At 47.0% G+C, this 15,935-nt stretch carries 10 protein-coding genes and 2 pseudogenes; 1 reads left to right on the forward strand and 11 read right to left on the reverse strand.

The annotated features are described in order from the left end of the window. Positions 1–159 precede the first annotated feature (159 nt). A pseudogene (locus tag ACQ4M5_RS38375) lies at positions 160–606 on the forward strand (transposase); the annotation flags it as partial. A 34-nt stretch (positions 607–640) separates the two neighbouring features. On the opposite strand, the pseudogene ACQ4M5_RS38380 reads toward ACQ4M5_RS38375, so the two are convergent. From ACQ4M5_RS38380 to ACQ4M5_RS38430, 11 genes and pseudogenes are all read right to left on the reverse strand, one after another. Continuing rightward, positions 641–850, reverse strand: a pseudogene (locus ACQ4M5_RS38380) (IS982 family transposase); the annotation flags it as partial. Positions 851–915: 65 nt separating this feature from the next. Further along, a complete protein-coding gene (locus ACQ4M5_RS38385; RefSeq protein ID WP_430681057.1) occupies positions 916–1,329 on the reverse strand; it encodes a hypothetical protein in 414 nt (137 codons plus the stop codon). A gap of 208 nt (positions 1,330–1,537) precedes the next feature. Beyond that, positions 1,538–2,437: a transposase gene (locus ACQ4M5_RS38390; RefSeq protein ID WP_430681058.1), complete on the reverse strand. Its 900-nt coding sequence runs from the start codon at positions 2,435–2,437 to the stop codon at positions 1,538–1,540. Positions 2,438–2,606: 169 nt separating this feature from the next. Beyond that, positions 2,607–4,565: a response regulator gene (locus tag ACQ4M5_RS38395; protein ID WP_430681059.1), complete on the reverse strand. Its 1,959-nt coding sequence runs from the start codon at positions 4,563–4,565 to the stop codon at positions 2,607–2,609. Continuing rightward, positions 4,546–4,995 carry a response regulator gene (locus ACQ4M5_RS38400; RefSeq protein WP_430681060.1) on the reverse strand — a complete coding sequence of 150 codons (450 nt, stop codon included), beginning with the start codon at positions 4,993–4,995 and terminating at the stop codon, positions 4,546–4,548. Before ACQ4M5_RS38400 ends, ACQ4M5_RS38395 begins: the two co-directional genes overlap by 20 nt. 2 nt (positions 4,996–4,997) lie before the next feature. Then, the gene (locus ACQ4M5_RS38405; RefSeq protein ID WP_430681061.1) at positions 4,998–6,416 is read right to left on the reverse strand and encodes a GAF domain-containing protein; all 1,419 of its coding nucleotides are present in this window, start codon (positions 6,414–6,416) and stop codon (positions 4,998–5,000) included. A 504-nt stretch (positions 6,417–6,920) separates the two neighbouring features. After that, the gene (locus ACQ4M5_RS38410; protein ID WP_430681062.1) at positions 6,921–9,371 is read right to left on the reverse strand and encodes an acyl-CoA dehydrogenase; all 2,451 of its coding nucleotides are present in this window, start codon (positions 9,369–9,371) and stop codon (positions 6,921–6,923) included. A gap of 46 nt (positions 9,372–9,417) precedes the next feature. Beyond that, complete coding sequence (locus tag ACQ4M5_RS38415; protein WP_430681063.1) at positions 9,418–10,599, reverse strand: thiolase family protein; 1,182 nt, start codon at positions 10,597–10,599, stop codon at positions 9,418–9,420. A gap of 10 nt (positions 10,600–10,609) precedes the next feature. After that, positions 10,610–12,832 (reverse strand): 3-hydroxyacyl-CoA dehydrogenase NAD-binding domain-containing protein, encoded by a 2,223-nt coding sequence (locus ACQ4M5_RS38420; protein WP_430681064.1) that lies wholly within the window; start codon positions 12,830–12,832, stop codon positions 10,610–10,612. A gap of 19 nt (positions 12,833–12,851) precedes the next feature. After that, positions 12,852–14,741 (reverse strand): AMP-dependent synthetase/ligase, encoded by a 1,890-nt coding sequence (locus ACQ4M5_RS38425; protein WP_430681065.1) that lies wholly within the window; start codon positions 14,739–14,741, stop codon positions 12,852–12,854. A gap of 47 nt (positions 14,742–14,788) precedes the next feature. Continuing rightward, positions 14,789–15,658 (reverse strand): lysophospholipase, encoded by an 870-nt coding sequence (locus ACQ4M5_RS38430; protein ID WP_430681066.1) that lies wholly within the window; start codon positions 15,656–15,658, stop codon positions 14,789–14,791. Between the last annotated feature and the right edge of the window lie 277 nt (positions 15,659–15,935).

The following is a 15,935-nucleotide window of genomic DNA, read 5'->3' on the forward strand; positions in this document are numbered from 1 at the left end:
CCGGTAACGTTTGCAGCACGTCGCGAAAGAACCCAATGATGCCGTCAAACTTGCGGGTCGGGGTCAACGTTTTCGACTCACTGAAGGGGCTTTTGACTCTTTTACCCTACCGCGTTCTCATGGCTTTCGATAGTCAAAAGTCATAATGAGAATTGCTGGTGCATTGTTCACATGGTTCGCAATTCACTCTCGTATGTCTCGTACAAAGACCGTAAAAGGGTAGCAGCAGACCTGAAGCTGATTTATACGTCCGCGACCGAAGCCGAGGCAGAGCAGCAATTAGTGGCGTTTGCCGAGAAGTGGGACAAGCAATATCCTACGATTAGCCGTTCCTGGATGAACCATTGGCAACACGTCATTCCGTTCTTCGCATTCCCGGCTGAGATTCGCAAAGCGATCGACACGACCAATGCGATTGAATCGCTGAACATGACCCTGCGAAAGGTGATTAAGAATCACAGATCCTTTCCCACTGATGACGCTGCATTGAAAGTGATTTACTTGGCAATGGAGAACATTGCCAAAAAGTGGACGATGCCAATTAAAGATTGGAAAGCGGCTCTAAATCGATTTGCGATCGAATTTGAAGATCGCTTTTCAACTTAGATTTTGGGCTTTGACACAAAACTCTTGACATACCCCGCGACTTGTCCAACATCTTCGGGATCAACCCTTGCTCTTTGAGATACTGCTGAGACAGGCAATGATTGCCGCCGAAAAATCGGGCAGCAACCAGGGCAGTGGTGATCACCTCCGCATCGCTCATCTGTACCCGGCAGTCCTCCTGATGAGCGATCGCGTTCAACAGATCATCGGTGATGGCGTAGATCGCTATAATTTCAGTAATCATTTTTGTTTCTCTCCAAGGCAATCGGTCTTGGAGAGATTTTATTGAATCGATTGCCGTCAACGCTTCTAACTAGCAACTTGGGTTACTATACAGCGAATAGACTCTCCCAGCTTCCCTTGCTTCCCAACCGTATTCATCACTTCCCGCAGCAAATCTTGATCCGTAATGCCTTGTCCCGCACTCAAATTTCCACTACGCTGCACTAACTCTCGTCGGAAGCGATCGATTTCATCTGCTGCCATTCCCCGGAAGTTATCATCCAACGCTTCCCCCGACTCAAGCTGTTCACTATCAATCAATAATGTGCGTGGTCGTGCCAGTCGATTTCCATGCTCATCATAGTTCCGAAACAACGGCAATCGCCCCGCATGAGGAGTCACGCTCCCATCTTCCTGAACGCGATCGAACCCCGAAATAAAGTCATAAACCAGCTTAGAAGTCGAGGTGTTATTACACACGACAATGAACACAGGCGGCACACTCAAGCCTGCTTGATCCCACAGTTCATAAGTCTTCTCATAATAGACCTTTTCAGAAATTTACAAGCGTTACTGTTCCTGGGTTTGAGGACGATCTCACCAGAATAGCTGCCGAACGCAATCATGCGGGTTTGCGGCAGTTTCTATCAGCGATGAACAATCAACATTGAGGACTTACATCGTCATCACCTCCCGTTTTTTCTACTCCTTAAACAGGCAATTCAATCGCACCTAATCGCAGTCGAACTAAGCCACAAATGGCTAGGATGACTTCGATGTAATTGTCCTTTCTCAATCGCACGATTTCTTTGGCAGCGCGGAAGATCTTGAGGTGGCGCATCAGATGTTCAATCACAATCCGTTCGCCCGCAAAGATGCGATTGGCTTCGGTTTGCGCCTCGCTCAGTTCCCGTCCTCTGGGCTTCTTGTGTGGGGTGCGGGTGCGCTCTGCCCCTTGATAAGCTTTATCGCCAGCAAAGGTCTGTGTGGTGCGAAACTGCGATTGTTGTTGCTGAAATAAGCGAATATCTGCTTTCGGTCCGGGATGGGCAACGGTGGCATCGACAATATCACTGCCATCGGGAAAGCCAATCACCGATTGTTTGTAGGTCGTCTGCTTCTTTTTGCCGGAGTAGTGTTGCTTCTGAAGTTCCGAGTCATCGGGGCGTTGACGCACCTGCTCGGTACTATCGACAATCAACTCCCAGTCCACGAGCATTTCTGTGACCACTGACCAGGCTGCCTCGCAATCCTCAAACTCCTCGCACAGACTCGCGGGCAAAGCTTGGCGCAAAAACTGCACCCAATAGTACACCACTGCATGAGCTTGGCTGGCACTCACCTCAAACGTTAAGCCTAAAATCTCATACGTCGGGTAGTGTCGCAAGTAGTACAAGCACAACAAAATCTCGGTTTCGGCACTCAACGCGCTTGGACGACCTGCTCCAGCGGCATTGACTCGAATCTTGCGGGCATTCTGTTCGGCTTGATGGTCTGCTTCTAACTGTCGGAGATAGGTGATTAACGGCAACAATTGCTCATATTCAATCCCCAAAAGTGAGCGACTGCGATGCGGAGAAGTCTGGATATAATGAAACAAGTTTTTCATTGGATGGTGAGCGGTAAAAATCCCGTTCTACCATCTTTTTTCTGCCTAATTTAATTTTTGAATACGTCTAATAGAGAACAAGCAGCCGGATCGCCTGATGCCGCTTCTCTGAATGCTGTTCGCGTTTTGGTTGTAGAAGATGACCCAGACACTCTGGATTTAATAAGAACTAATCGCCTTGAAGAACACTCTGCAACGTAGCCAGCAAGCTTTTTGTGGTGTAGGGCTTCGGCAGAAACGCCTTGACACTCCCCTCGATCGTATCAGCAAGTTGGCGATTCGTCGCTAATCCACTCATCGCAATCACCCTGACGTTTGGATTGAGCTTTTGCAAGGTGCGAACTGCCGTAATTCCATCCATCGAAGGCATCATCATGTCCATTAACACGATATCAATGTCTTGCTGATGTTCTACATACAGTGAGATTGCTTCAATGCCGTCGTTTGCAATCAATGTCCGATAGTTACACGATTCTAAAGCAATCTTCGTCACTTGCTGAATCGCCGGTTCATCCTCAACAATCAAAATAAGTTCATTCTGCCCCTCAAGCCAAGCAGGAGCTTCAATGGGTATAGCAATATCTTGAGCGATCGCAGGGAGATAGATCCGAAATTCTGATCCACGCCCCATCTCGCTGTAAACCCTGATAAAACCACCATGATTTTTAACGATTCCTAAAACTGTTGAGAGTCCCAGTCCTGTTCCTTTTCCAACTTCTTTTGTGGTGAAAAAGGGATCAAAAATTCGCTCGATTAGTTCTGCCGGAATTCCTGTACCAGTGTCTGAAACCGTAATCGCGACAAAAGAGCCAGGGCGAGCTTCTGGATTCATTCGGCGGTACGCTTCATCAATCACAATGTTCTCAGCCGCTATATTCAGCCTTCCACCTTTTGGCATTGCATCACGAGCATTCACACAAAGGTTCATCAAAATTTGGTGTAGCTGAGTTGGATCAGCAGAAACCATCCAAAGATCATTGGATTCTAAAAGGATACGAATCTCGATCGATTTCGGAAACGTTTGGCGAATTACCCGAACCACTTCTGAGATACTACGCCGAATTTGTAGGGGAACGCGCTTTCCCTCTCCCCCTCGCGCAAACATCAGAATTTGCTTCACCAGATCGGCTCCTCGTTTGACATTATCTTCTACGATCTGAAGCAACTGTTGATTCGACTCATCTAGATCGGGAATCTTCAACGGAAGCAGTTGTGCGATCGCCAAGATCGGAGTGAGCAAATTGTTAAAATCATGAGCAACGCCACTCGCGAGTGTTCCTAAACTTTCTAATCGTTGAGCGCGTAGAAATTGAGCTTCTAACTGTTTTTTCTCAGTAATGTCTGTATCTACTGTCAAAATTGCGTTTGGGTTGCCTGCTTCATCTCGCACTAAAGTACAGCGAGTTGCAACAATCACTTCCTGTCCTAATTTATTGAATTTACAGCATTCTCCTTGCCATTCGCCTTGTTCTAGCACTGCTAGACGCAGTTCAGCGTCTTGATCGATCGGCTGCCTTAACAGCGTACAAATATCTTGCTCGAATGCTTCTAGTGCACTCCATCCATAGAGCCGCTCTGCTCCCTGATTCCAGAACGTAATCTGATTCGAGAAATCGCGCACAAAAATCGCATCCGAGGCAATGTTGAGTAACGCAGCTTGTTCTCGGATCTTCCGTTCGCTTCCCCGTAAGGCTTGTTCTGCTTCGTGTCGTTTTTGGCGTTCCTCTGCCTCCCGCAGTTCCCGCTCGATCGCTGGAATCAGTCGGGCAAGATTGCCTTTGGTAATGTAGTCATGCGCTCCCGCTTTCATGGCACTGACTGCGGTTTCCTCGTTGATCGTGCCAGAAACGATAATAAAGGGTAAATCCCGTTGCTGACCTTGAAGCAGTCTCAGCGCTCCTGGCGCACTAAATTCCGGCAAAGTATAATCGGCAATCACAAGGTCCCACTCTTGACGATCGAGTGCGGCTTGCATTTCCTCCGCCGTCTCCACTCGTGCATACTCTGGGACATAGCCACCGCGACGCAACTCCCGCATCATCAGCAGCAGATCATCTTCTAAATCCTCAACGACTAAAACGCGCAGGGGAATCATCGCGATCGTTTCTCTAAAGGGGTGGAGTCTCATTCATCAGCAACCAGTACATCCCCAACTGCCGAATTGCTTCGGAAAACTGGAGAAAATCAACGGGTTTGCGGATGTAACTATTGCATCCAAGGCTGTAGCTATCGAGCAAATCTTGTTCTTCGCTAGAGGTCGTTAAAATTACCACGGGCAATAGTCTGGTAGACTCATTTTCCCGTAAGCGCCGCAAAACTTCAAGCCCATCAATGCGAGGTAGCTTCAGATCGAGCAAAACCACCGAGGGTTTGATGCTGACATCGCGATCGGCATACATTCCTGTGCCAAACAAATAATCCAGAGCTTCAACGCCATCGTGAGCGATCACAATCTCATTGCCGATGTGATTTCGTTTCAGGGCACGAATCGTCAAGGCTTCATCATCGGGGTTATCTTCTACCAACAGAATGACCTTCTGATTTGCCATCGCACTCATGCCTAATTCTCCCCTGCTGCTAACGTGAAATAAAAGGTCGCACCGTGATTTAAAGCCCCCTCTGCCCAGGTCTGACCGCCGTGTCGATGCACAATCCGCTGCACTGTGGCAAGCCCGATGCCATTCCCCGGAAATTCGCCCATCCGATGCAATCGCTGAAACGGTTTAAATAACTTATCCACAAATTCCATCTCAAACCCTACGCCATTATCCCGCACAAAATACACCGGAACACCCTTTTCTCCAGCAATGGCTCCAAACTCAATTTTTGCAACCAGTTCGTGAGCGGTAAATTTCCAGGCATTATTCAACAAATTGTTCAAAACAACGTGCAGAAGTTGAGGATCGCCATCATTGTTCAAGCCAGTTTGAATCTCAAACTCAATTTGCCGCTCTGGGTTCGCTTGCTGCAAATGAGTGCAGATGCGGCTGGCGATTTGGCTAAGGTCAACGGATTCTTTGTTAATGTCACTGCGCGTCACTCGTGACAGACTGAGCAGGTCATCGATCAACTGTCCCATCCGCTGTGTCGCTGAACGGATGCGGCGCAAATGATTCTGCCCGTTGGTATCTAATTGATCTAAACAGTCTTCTAGTAAGGCTTGACTGAAGCCATCAATACTGCGTAAGGGTGCCCGCAAGTCATGGGAAACAGAATAGCTGAACGCTTCTAATTCCCGATTGACTGCTGTTAATTCGAGGATGGCTTGGCGCAATCCTTGATTGAGTTCTTGAGCGCGTTGCTCGGCTTGCTGTCGCTCTCTGACTTCTGAGCGGAGTTCTGCCAGGAGTTCTGCGTGCTGTAGAGCAACTGCCAAGTGATCTGCAATCTGTTGAACAAATTCGATTTCGGTGTCCTGCCATTGACGAGGGGCACGACATTGATGAATGCAGAGCAATCCCCATAAATGACGACCTTGCAGCAGCGGGACGACCAGATTAGCTCTCACTTGAAACTGGGATAGAACTTGAATATGACAGTCGCTGAGACCTGCATCGTAAATGTCTGTAACGTTTTGCACTCGCCCCTGTTCGTAATGCACGGCAAACTGATCGCCAAAGCAGTGATCGTGAACTTTTTGTGCCATTGCTGGAGAAAAGTCTGGATCGACATCTTCTGAGACAAATTCGCCATCGTCCCAGCCGGAATCAGGGTAGAAGCGAAACATCCCCACGCGATCGACTTTCAATAGCTGCCGCACTTCCGCTGCTGTCTCTTGAAATATCGTTTCCAGGTCGATCGATTGCCGCAGTCGAGTAATGACCCGAAAGAGCGCTTTCTGTTGCTCAACTTGAAACTGCGATCTCTGGATTTCCTGCTCTAACGGTTGAATTTCGTGGTTGAGCGTCTGTTTGAGTTCTTCAAAGGCAGCATCATCTCGACAGAAGCTGTGTAATGTCGCCAGTACTTCTAGGTTCATGAATCGTCCTCAGTCGAAAGGATGAGCGCACAAGAAGTATTGTAAGGGGCGACCGATCCCGAACTCAACCCGTAATGTTTAAGCTTCTCTATGCGGTGTATTAGCGATCGTACTTCATTGATTCGATCAAACTCACCTAGAGATTTCCTGCACGAATCGTAAGTGCCCACCGGATGGAATTCGGGGCTATACAGACAAAGTGTACCTTCGTACACTAACAGCCGTACTTATTTCAGTTAGGACACTTCGAGATCGCCCCCCAGCCCCCAAGTTTGGGGGAGCAAGAGTCTTAAGCCCCCAGAATTGGGGGTTTGGGGGCGACTCCGAGGATGTCCTAATCTAAACTTCTACTGCTATAACAGCCATATTTCAGACAGTCCGTGCAGGCGGACTTCGTTTGTATAGCCGCGAATTCTATTCGCTAGGGCATTTATGCAGGAGACATCATGAGCGCGATCGAATCTTGCTCACACCCACGCATGAAAATCTATTTTCAAAGCAAGTCTAATAGCAAGCCAAATTCGATCGCCTATCCACGCGATCGCATAATTCCGGTTGATATCGATCAACAATTCGGCTTGTATGCTGATACTCCTGCATCGTAAAAGCATCAACCTGAATTGCATCCAACCGCGCAGTTTCTGCTAATCGAATCAAATCTGCTTCTGCTTCCGTGATCACTCCGGTCTTTAGCGCAGCCTCAATCAATGTTTCTCCCTTTTCTTGGAGTAGCTGTCCTGCTCGACTCGCTTGCCTAATTTTGCTAATAACCACTTCAGCCTGCTCACAAAGCTTAAATGCTTGCTCTAATCGTCCCAATGCTTCATCGGGCTGCTTGGGAAGGTAAATACCAGCAGTTAAGCGATCGCGATCTTCTCCAGTCGTCTGTAACGCTTGCGCTACTTGGCTTCCTAGTCTGTCAGTTGGAAGTGTGCCGAGCGGATTGACTCTCACAAAGCTGATCAAGATAGAGCGGGCAACTCTGGGAATTGGCAGATTTACTAGAATGCCTTCTAAAGCTTGTTGCATTTGAGCAAAGCTGTAATCCATTGCCCACTGAACAAGAATTAGATCTGCGGGCTTGTCTCCTTCTGCTGCAAATCGTCTCAAGGTTGCACTGCTCAAATACATCCATGACAACCAATCTGCAAGTCTTCCAGTGAGCTTTTCATGTCGTTTCAGCGATCCGCCAAGTCGAACTAAGAGGAAATCAGTGAGAAGTGCAAACATCGCAGAAGACCAAGCAAGCTTTTGATAGTAGCGCTTCGTGAATTTGTGTCCGGGAACGGGTGCAAGATAGCCTCGCGATAGACTTAGCAATAAGGTTCGGAATTTGTTTCGGGTGATTGATCCAATGTGTTTCCAGAGGACTTGATCAAATGCGATCGTATCTCCGGTTTCAATTGCTTTGATCTCCGAATACAGATAAGGATGGCATCGAATTACACCTTGTCCAAAGATCATCAGTGTGCGCGTGAGAATGTTCGACCCTTCAACCGTGATCGGAATCGGCATGGCGATGTAGAAGTTTGCGAGTAGATTTCGTGACCCGCGACAAATCCCTGAGCCGCCCAGAATGTCCATGCCATCGTTCACTAGTTTGCGGGTTGTTTCTGTAAATTGGTATTTTGCGATCGCAGACACAACCGCAGGTTTTTCACCCGCATCAACCGCACCCACCGTATAGATTCGAGCTGCATCGAGCAAATAAGTCAGTCCACCAATTCTCGCCAGGGGTTCTTCGATGCCTTCAAAGCGTCCGATCGAACTTCCAAATTGCTGTCGAACTTTAGAATAAGCTCCTGTGACACGAGCAACTAACTTAGCAACTCCGGTACAACTTGCTGGAAAGCTAATTCCTCGCCCTGCTGCTAATGATTGCATTAACATTTTCCAGCCTTGTCCCGCTTGCTCGACTCCGCCAATGATTTGATCAACCGAAACAATTACATTTTGCCCTTTAACTGGAGAATTGTAAAACGGAACTCCCATTGGATCATGCCGTTTTCCTAAAATCATGCCCTTGGTGTTCGCAGGAATCAGAATGCAGGTAATTCCAACCTCTTCACCTTTGCCGAGTAGATTATCTGGGTCAGATAGCTTAAAGGCAAGTCCGATTAAAGTCGCGATCGCGCCCAAGGTAATGTATCGCTTGCGGAAATTCAACCGCACCATTAACTTACCCTCGTCGTCCTGAAATACAGTTCCCTTCGCTGTAATACTTGCTGCATCTGATCCCGCTGTTGGTTCGGTTAAAGCAAAACAAGGAATCTCTTCACCGCTTGCAAGTCGAGGTAAATAGTATGCTTTTTGCTCTGAAGTTCCGTAGTTCAACAACAGTTTAGCGGGACCGAGAGAGTTTGTGACACCTACTGTTGCTGTATGAATAAACGATCGTGAAGCGAGTTTTGCCATCACAGAGCTATAGGCAAAGTTCGAGAATCCTAAACCACCATATTCAACCGGAATCATCATGCCGAAGAACCGTTCCTGCTTGAGATACTGCCATACTGCTACAGGTAGATCTTTGTGCTGATGAATCTCCCAATCCGTTGCCATGCGACAAACTTGTTCGACTTGCTGATCCAGAAATGCCTGTAATTCGGGTGTGACTTCTGGATAGGCTGCTTGATTGATTCGCTCAAAATCTGGTGCACCTGAGAAGAATTCACCCTCGACCCACACTGTTCCAGCATTGATCGCGGCTCGTTCAGTGTCCGAAATTTTTGGTACACGAATCACCTTCATAATTGGCGTTGTGAGCAGGGGTCGCCGGATCTGAGGTACGGATAGAATTAGTGCGATCGCAGCATAAATGCTCCAGAGCCAAAGGGGTGCAGCGAAGATAAAGAGTGCGATCGCGCTATACCCTAACCACACCCAGAGCGGCACACCGATAAATCCGATTGTTAACAGTAACAGAATTAGAATTGTTAATTGTGAGAGAAGCAACATCGCTTATTCTCCTAAGAACTCATTGAACACAGCACCCGAACCGCTCTTATCGCATCAAATTCTCAAACACCGCAGCCGCTCCCATTCCTCCGCCTACACACATCGTTGCTAACCCATACCGAACGCCGCGCCGTTTCATTTCATGCAATAGAGTTGCTGTCACTCTTGCCCCGGTACAACCCAACGGATGACCTAACGCGATCGCACCTCCATTCACATTCACAATCTCATCATTCAATCCCAGCTTCCGAATCACTGCTAATGATTGTGCAGCGAAGGCTTCATTCAACTCAATCAATCCGATGTCTTCTAAGCGAAGTCCTACTTGCTGTAAAACCTTGGGAACTGCAACAACAGGACCGATTCCCATAATTTCAGGAGGAACACCCGCCACCGCAAATCCAAGCATTCGTCCTAAAGGTTGGAGCTTGAATTCTTTGAGCTTTGCCGCACTAACTAAAATTGTTGCTGCTGCACCATCCGAAGTTTGAGAAGAATTTCCGGCTGTGACTGATCCACCGACTCGGAACACTGGAGGTAACTTCGAGAGCGCTTCTAAACTGGTATCTGATCTAGGTCCTTCATCGGTTTGCACAATGCTTTCTACAAGCTGGGGTTTGCTATCGAGATAGATTGTTTCGCGAACTGGAACCGGAATCAACTCATCATCAAATCGTCCCGATCGTATCGCTTCAATGGCTCGTTGATGCGATCGTAAAGCAAAAGCATCTTGGTCAGTCCGAGAAACATCATACTGTTTTGCAACTGTCTCAGCCGTTGCTCCCATCGTGCAATAAAACTGCGGCATTTCCGCCACCAAGGTTGGATTTGGCAACAAATCGTGTCCGCCCATTGGCATCAGACTCATCGACTCCACACCCCCCGCAATCATTACCTCCGCCTGTCCTGTAACGATCGCTTGATGCGCTTGTGCGATCGCTTGCAAGCTAGAGGCACAAAATCGATTCACGGTTGCTCCTGCGACAGAATCAGGTAATCCAGCCCGTTGAGCAATCACACGACCTAAATTCATTCCTTGTTCTGCTTCGGGAAACGCGCAGCCAAAAATCACATCTTCGACCTGATTGAGGTCTAAATCAGGCACTTTTTTGAGTGCAGCTTTTAGCACGATCGCAGCTAAATCATCAGGTCGCACATTCCGCAGCTTTCCACGAGGAGCTTTAGCGATCGCAGTTCTAACACTACTAACAATGTAAGCTTCTTGCATAGTCTTTTCCTCAATTCCGTAGCGGCTTCTTAGTTTTGAGCAAGTGGAGCATTCGTGCTTGAGTTTTTTCTTGACTTAACAGCGGCACAAACGATTCTCGTTCAAGTTGCAGTAAGTAATCCTCAGAGACTAATGCAGGCGCAGTTAGTTCTCCACCCGTTAATACAAATGCGATTCGAGATGCTAGATATCGATCGTATGCACTCGCAAATCCGCCTTGTTCGTATACATAAGCAAGCTGTTCTAGTGCCGCTCGTCCTGACTGTCCCAACACGAAAATCGAAGGGTTGGAAGGAGGTCTGTAACCAATGAGATCGAGGTGTAATACCTCTGCTTTTGCTACTTCCAATCGAGGTTCCCCATTGATTAAAATGCGAGCATCATAAGGCAAGAATCCGAGTATTTGCGCCTCGGCTGCACTGGTCGAAACTTTGGCAGTCGCGATCGTTTCAAATGCAGTTCTCAAGAAAGGCAAAACATGGCTGGGCGTTTCGGTTGCGGCTCGTTCTGCGGCTCGACTTGCCATTCGCATCAGTCCACCTGCACCCGGAATCAGTCCCACACCCACTTCTACCAGTCCGATGTAGGTCTCAGCCGCTGCAACGACTTTCGGACAAGCCATGACTAACTCACAACCCCCTCCCAGCACACGACCCTGAATCGCTGCGATGATCGGTTTCGGTGAATAATGAATCCGCTGAAGCAATTGTTGGAACTCTAAAATGAGAGTTGCGATCGCACTTCCATCTTTGGACTGTGCCATCATTGCCATTTCTGCTAGGTTTGCACCACCTGAGAAGTGATCACTCTTGTTCCCGATCACTAAGCCTTTGTAGTCGCTCGTTTCTAGAATCGATAATGCTGCTGTAAATCCTTCTAGCACTTTGTTGCTTAAAGTATTTCCTTTCGATCGAAATTCATACAGCAACACACCTTCATCCATATCTAACAAAGCAGCTTCAGCATTTTGCCAAACTACTTTTTCCTCAACACTGACAGTTGAATAACAGGAAGATTTAACCCAAGTCGGGAGGTTCATCTCATCAGTGACCACCGTTTCTAGAACATCCCAAAGCTCAAATACTCCCATGTCCCAACCAAATCCCCAGCGCATTGCTCGATCGATATCTTGTGGATCATCTGCAATTTCTGGAACCCGATGGGCGCTATAGTTCAGCATTTCCAATGTTGTTTGCCGGAAGAAATCACCTGCTCGTCCAGGAGTGGCATAAAGCGTTCGGATACGATCGCGCAGTGGTAAAGCTGCAATCTGATCGAGTTCACCTAAATTCAGAGGTTGCGCGGCTTCATAGGTGAATGTCTTCGGATTGATCGATAAAATCTGTCCCTGTTGCTTTTTATAGAATCCCTGTCCAGTTTTTGCACCTAACATTCCGCTTGCTACCATTTTTCGCAACACATCCGGAACTTGAAAAATCTCACGATGTTCATCGTTTGGTGCAGCTTGATAAAGATGATCAGCAACAGCGACCAAGGTATCTAACCCGACTAAATCCGCTGTCCGAAACGTTGCCGATTTTGGTCTACCGATCAGCGTTCCGGTTAACGTATCAATTTCCTCGATCGAGTAACCTTGCTCAATCCACGCTTTGATGCCCAACAGAGTCACAAATATGCCAATCCGGTTTGCAATGAAGTTTGGTGTATCTTTAGCAATGACTACGCCCTTTCCTAAGTACAACTCACCAAACCATTTCATGCGATCGAGAACCGATGAATCTGTGTCTTGAGTTGGAATGAGTTCCAGTAACTTTAGATAACGGGGAGGATTAAAAAAGTGAGTTCCTAAAAATCGCTTGCGGAATGACTCCGATTGACCTTTTGCAATCCATCGAATCGGAATCCCGCTGGTGTTAGTAGAAACAATCGTCTCAGGCTGAATGACGGTTTCTAAGCGTTCCATCAACTGCTGCTTAATCTGTAAATCTTCGACAACTGCTTCGATCACCCAATCCACTTGGCGGAGTCGATCGAAGTGTTCATCAAAGTTGCCAAGTTTGATTCGCCTTGCAACTTTTTCTGTGAATAGAATTGGCGGCGATAGTTTCAGCGCTTTTTTCCATGCACCTTCAATTAGATCATTCTTTAATCCAGTCTGAGAAGCAATGTCCAATAGATGAACCGTTAGCCCCACATTCGCGAGGTGTGCCGCGATTTGACTGCCCATCACACCTGCACCTAATACTGCGACGGTTTGAAATGGTTTAAACATACTTTCACAATCCTCTCTGCTATGAGGTGGTAAACCGAGGATGAAGCGATTGAGCAAAGGTTGGACAGGCTTTAACAGGAAGAATTGGACATTCCAATTCTTGAAGATCGAAGTCTGAAGAATCTTGTAGCGGAGTCTTACCTTCACTGTACAACAGATGAATTTCTTTTATTAGATTAGTTCCGATGCCTCTGGCACACGCTTGCGTGCTCGTAGTTTCATTGATCAATCGAAATCGCTTCACAGCCCCCCAGTAAGGCTGATGACAGTTCGCTTCATCAACGATCAATTGATACACCGCTCTTAGACAAGGGTGATTCAGCAATGTGGTTTCATCGCCTTCTAGCTCCAAATCTCGCAATGTTTCAAAGTTTGGAACAATCAACGCCCCACAAACCTTTTGTCCTGCTCCTACTACGATCGCATCTTTCACCCACGGCGATGCTTTTAATCGCGCCTCGATCGAACGCGGTGCAATATACTTTCCACTGGCTAACTTAAACAGTGCTTTCTTTTGTCCTGTGACCTGCAAAAATCCATCTTTCGTAAATACACCCAAATCCCCAGTATGTAGCCAGCCTTCTTCATCGATCGCACTCTTAGTCGCTTCGGAATCTTGGTAATAACCGCGCATCACATACGCTCCCCCCACTAGAATCTCTTGATCAGGCGCGATCGCAATTTCCACTCCTTCGAGCAATTTCCCCACAGTTCCAGCCCGATTTGCACGATCGCGATTACAACTCACAATCGCACTTGTCTGTGTCAACCCATAGCCTTGATAGATATCAATGCCTGCTGCTGCAAACACCGTGACTAATTCTGATTTCAAAGCTGCCCCACCACACAGCACATACTTTAATCGATCGCCAAACAGCGATCGCCACTGTGACAATCCAAACCGAGTCACAAATTTCTGCAACAGCGCATCGGTTCTTGATTGTCCTAACTGATGCCGTTTTGCAAACCATAGCATCAATGCAAACGCAATTCGTTCTCGCCTGGAAGTTAACCGCTCTGCCTGTTCCATTGTTTTGCTATAAAGCTTTTCTAACAGAAGCGGCACAGTTGCGAAAATTGTTGGCTGAACTTCTTTTAGATGCTTAAATACCCGATTTGCACTCGAAAAATAAATGGTATGTCCGTAGTAGAAATGCCCATACATCAAGCATCGAGCAAACACATGGGTTAAGGGTAGAAACGAAAGAACAATATCCGCTGCTCCCCAATGCAGCCGCGATAAGCTTGCAAATGCAGCTAAGGCATTCCCCGAAAGATTCTCATGCGTAAGCATCACTCCGAGCCATTGTCCATTGCCTTCAGGAACATAAACGAGTGTTGCTAAATCTTGGGGAGATGTTCGATAAAGTTCCGGCACTCGACTGGCAGCAATCTGGCTCACTTGATCGATCGAGTAAATCCGCTGCGGATTGTTCGATCGCCAATCTTCCGGCACTTCTGCCAAAAGAATATACCTCAATTCTGCTACTTGCTCTAAATAAGGTAAAACCTGCTGTAGTAAATCCAAATTCGCAACGATTAATGCCTTTGATCCACTCTGTTGTAATACTAAAACAATCGTCTCCAATGTTTGAGTCAGATCAATCGGCACATCAACCAAACTAGCCATTAAACAACCCATATCCGCGATCGCAAAATTAACATCGCTCGGCATTAACAATGCCACTCGATCGCCCTGCACCAATCCCAACTCTAACAATCCCAACGCCAAGGTTTCCGCCTTTGTCCGAAAAGTTTGATTCGAGATCGATTGCCATCCTGAGTCTGTCCATTGATTCAATGCAGCGGCATTTGGACGCAGCTTGCAAGCTTCTTCTAACAATGAGGGTAACGTTCGTCCCAACAATGATGATTGGTGGTTCTGTTGCGCTTCCTTAACTTCAAACATCGATCGTAAGAAGAATTCAATTCTTCTCCTCCATAGGTGAATGATGCTCAAGTCTCAAATAACAACGGCTCACAAGTATCTGCATCGATCAAGTGCCGTTTTAACCAACTTTCTAGATCCGAAAATACCAGTTCATAGTCCGAATCAACATACAAATCGTGATAGTTCCCTGGATATTCTCGATGCTCTTTATCTGTAAAAATAACCCGCTGAAAGAATTCTCGACTTCCTTCAGGCAAAGTAACGCGATCGCTACTTCCGTGCATAATCAACAGTGGAATGGTTAACTCAGCCGCATGATGATAAATCCAGCGAACCGTCGCAAAATACTCAGTCGCAAGTCGGGCGCTCCCATAATCATGCCGCAGCGGATCTTGGACATAACGTTCTACAACTTTTTGATCGCGCGATCCAAGCTGATGCCCAATCCCCAAGTGCAGGCTAAATCTTGGAGCAATCCGCGACAACAATCTTCCGATCGTTAACTTCACGGGCGAAACATTCACTTTCCCCAGTGCAGGTGCAGTCACAATTAAACCTTGAATTTCATCGGGCGATCGTAGAACATAATCAAGGACAATCGTGCCGCCTAAACTGTGTCCCCATAGAATGATTGGGCAACTCGTTCGCTGCGATCGTACAAAGCGTAAAAAGAGGCGTAAGTCTTCCCGAAACTCCGCCCACGCATTGATATGTCCTCGTTGTCCGTCTGAAAGTCCATGCCCCCGCAAATCAAAGGCATAGACTTCATAGCCTTGCGGCACTAAATACTCCACCACATTCTCAAACGTATCACTATGTCCACCCAACCCATGAACTAGCGTGACGACTGCTTGACTCGGCTCATCAGGATGCCAACTTTGATAATACAGTTCTATCTCCTGCCATCCAGCAAGAGTTCCTTCTCGATGTTTCATAGCTTTGATAATCTTTATCTAACTTGTCGCTTTTGTAGGTGAAGAGAAAAGCGATTCTCCGAAGATTTGTCATTGCAGATTAGCAAGGCTCTGCGATGACAAATCTTTATAAAACCAAGTAAATCTAGATGAATTCGATGGATTGTTATGATCCAGCTTCAACGGCTGTAATGTTCAGCGCAGTTGGCTTCTGCATGTTTACATTCCCCCAAAATCGCTGACAAAATGCTTAATTTCACTTTAGTAAGTTTGTAAGTGACTATCAAGGTTCTGAGTT

Origin of the sequence: Leptolyngbya sp. AN10, from assembly GCF_050565645.1 — a bacterium.
Taxonomy (GTDB): Bacteria; Cyanobacteriota; Cyanobacteriia; order Leptolyngbyales; family Leptolyngbyaceae; genus Leptolyngbya.

Excerpts from the sequence above, each read along its gene's own strand:
- ACQ4M5_RS38390 (WP_430681058.1), bottom strand. The coding sequence starts at position 2,437 with ATGAAAAACTTGTTTCATTATATCCAGACTTCTCCGCATCGCAGTCGC.
- ACQ4M5_RS38395 (WP_430681059.1), bottom strand. The coding sequence starts at position 4,565 with ATGAGACTCCACCCCTTTAGAGAAACGATCGCGATGATTCCCCTGCGC.
- ACQ4M5_RS38400 (WP_430681060.1), bottom strand. The coding sequence starts at position 4,995 with ATGAGTGCGATGGCAAATCAGAAGGTCATTCTGTTGGTAGAAGATAAC.
- ACQ4M5_RS38405 (WP_430681061.1), bottom strand. The coding sequence starts at position 6,416 with ATGAACCTAGAAGTACTGGCGACATTACACAGCTTCTGTCGAGATGAT.
- ACQ4M5_RS38410 (WP_430681062.1), bottom strand. The coding sequence starts at position 9,371 with ATGTTGCTTCTCTCACAATTAACAATTCTAATTCTGTTACTGTTAACA.
- ACQ4M5_RS38415 (WP_430681063.1), bottom strand. The coding sequence starts at position 10,599 with ATGCAAGAAGCTTACATTGTTAGTAGTGTTAGAACTGCGATCGCTAAA.
- ACQ4M5_RS38420 (WP_430681064.1), bottom strand. The coding sequence starts at position 12,832 with ATGTTTAAACCATTTCAAACCGTCGCAGTATTAGGTGCAGGTGTGATG.
- ACQ4M5_RS38425 (WP_430681065.1), bottom strand. The coding sequence starts at position 14,741 with ATGTTTGAAGTTAAGGAAGCGCAACAGAACCACCAATCATCATTGTTG.
- ACQ4M5_RS38430 (WP_430681066.1), bottom strand. The coding sequence starts at position 15,658 with ATGAAACATCGAGAAGGAACTCTTGCTGGATGGCAGGAGATAGAACTG.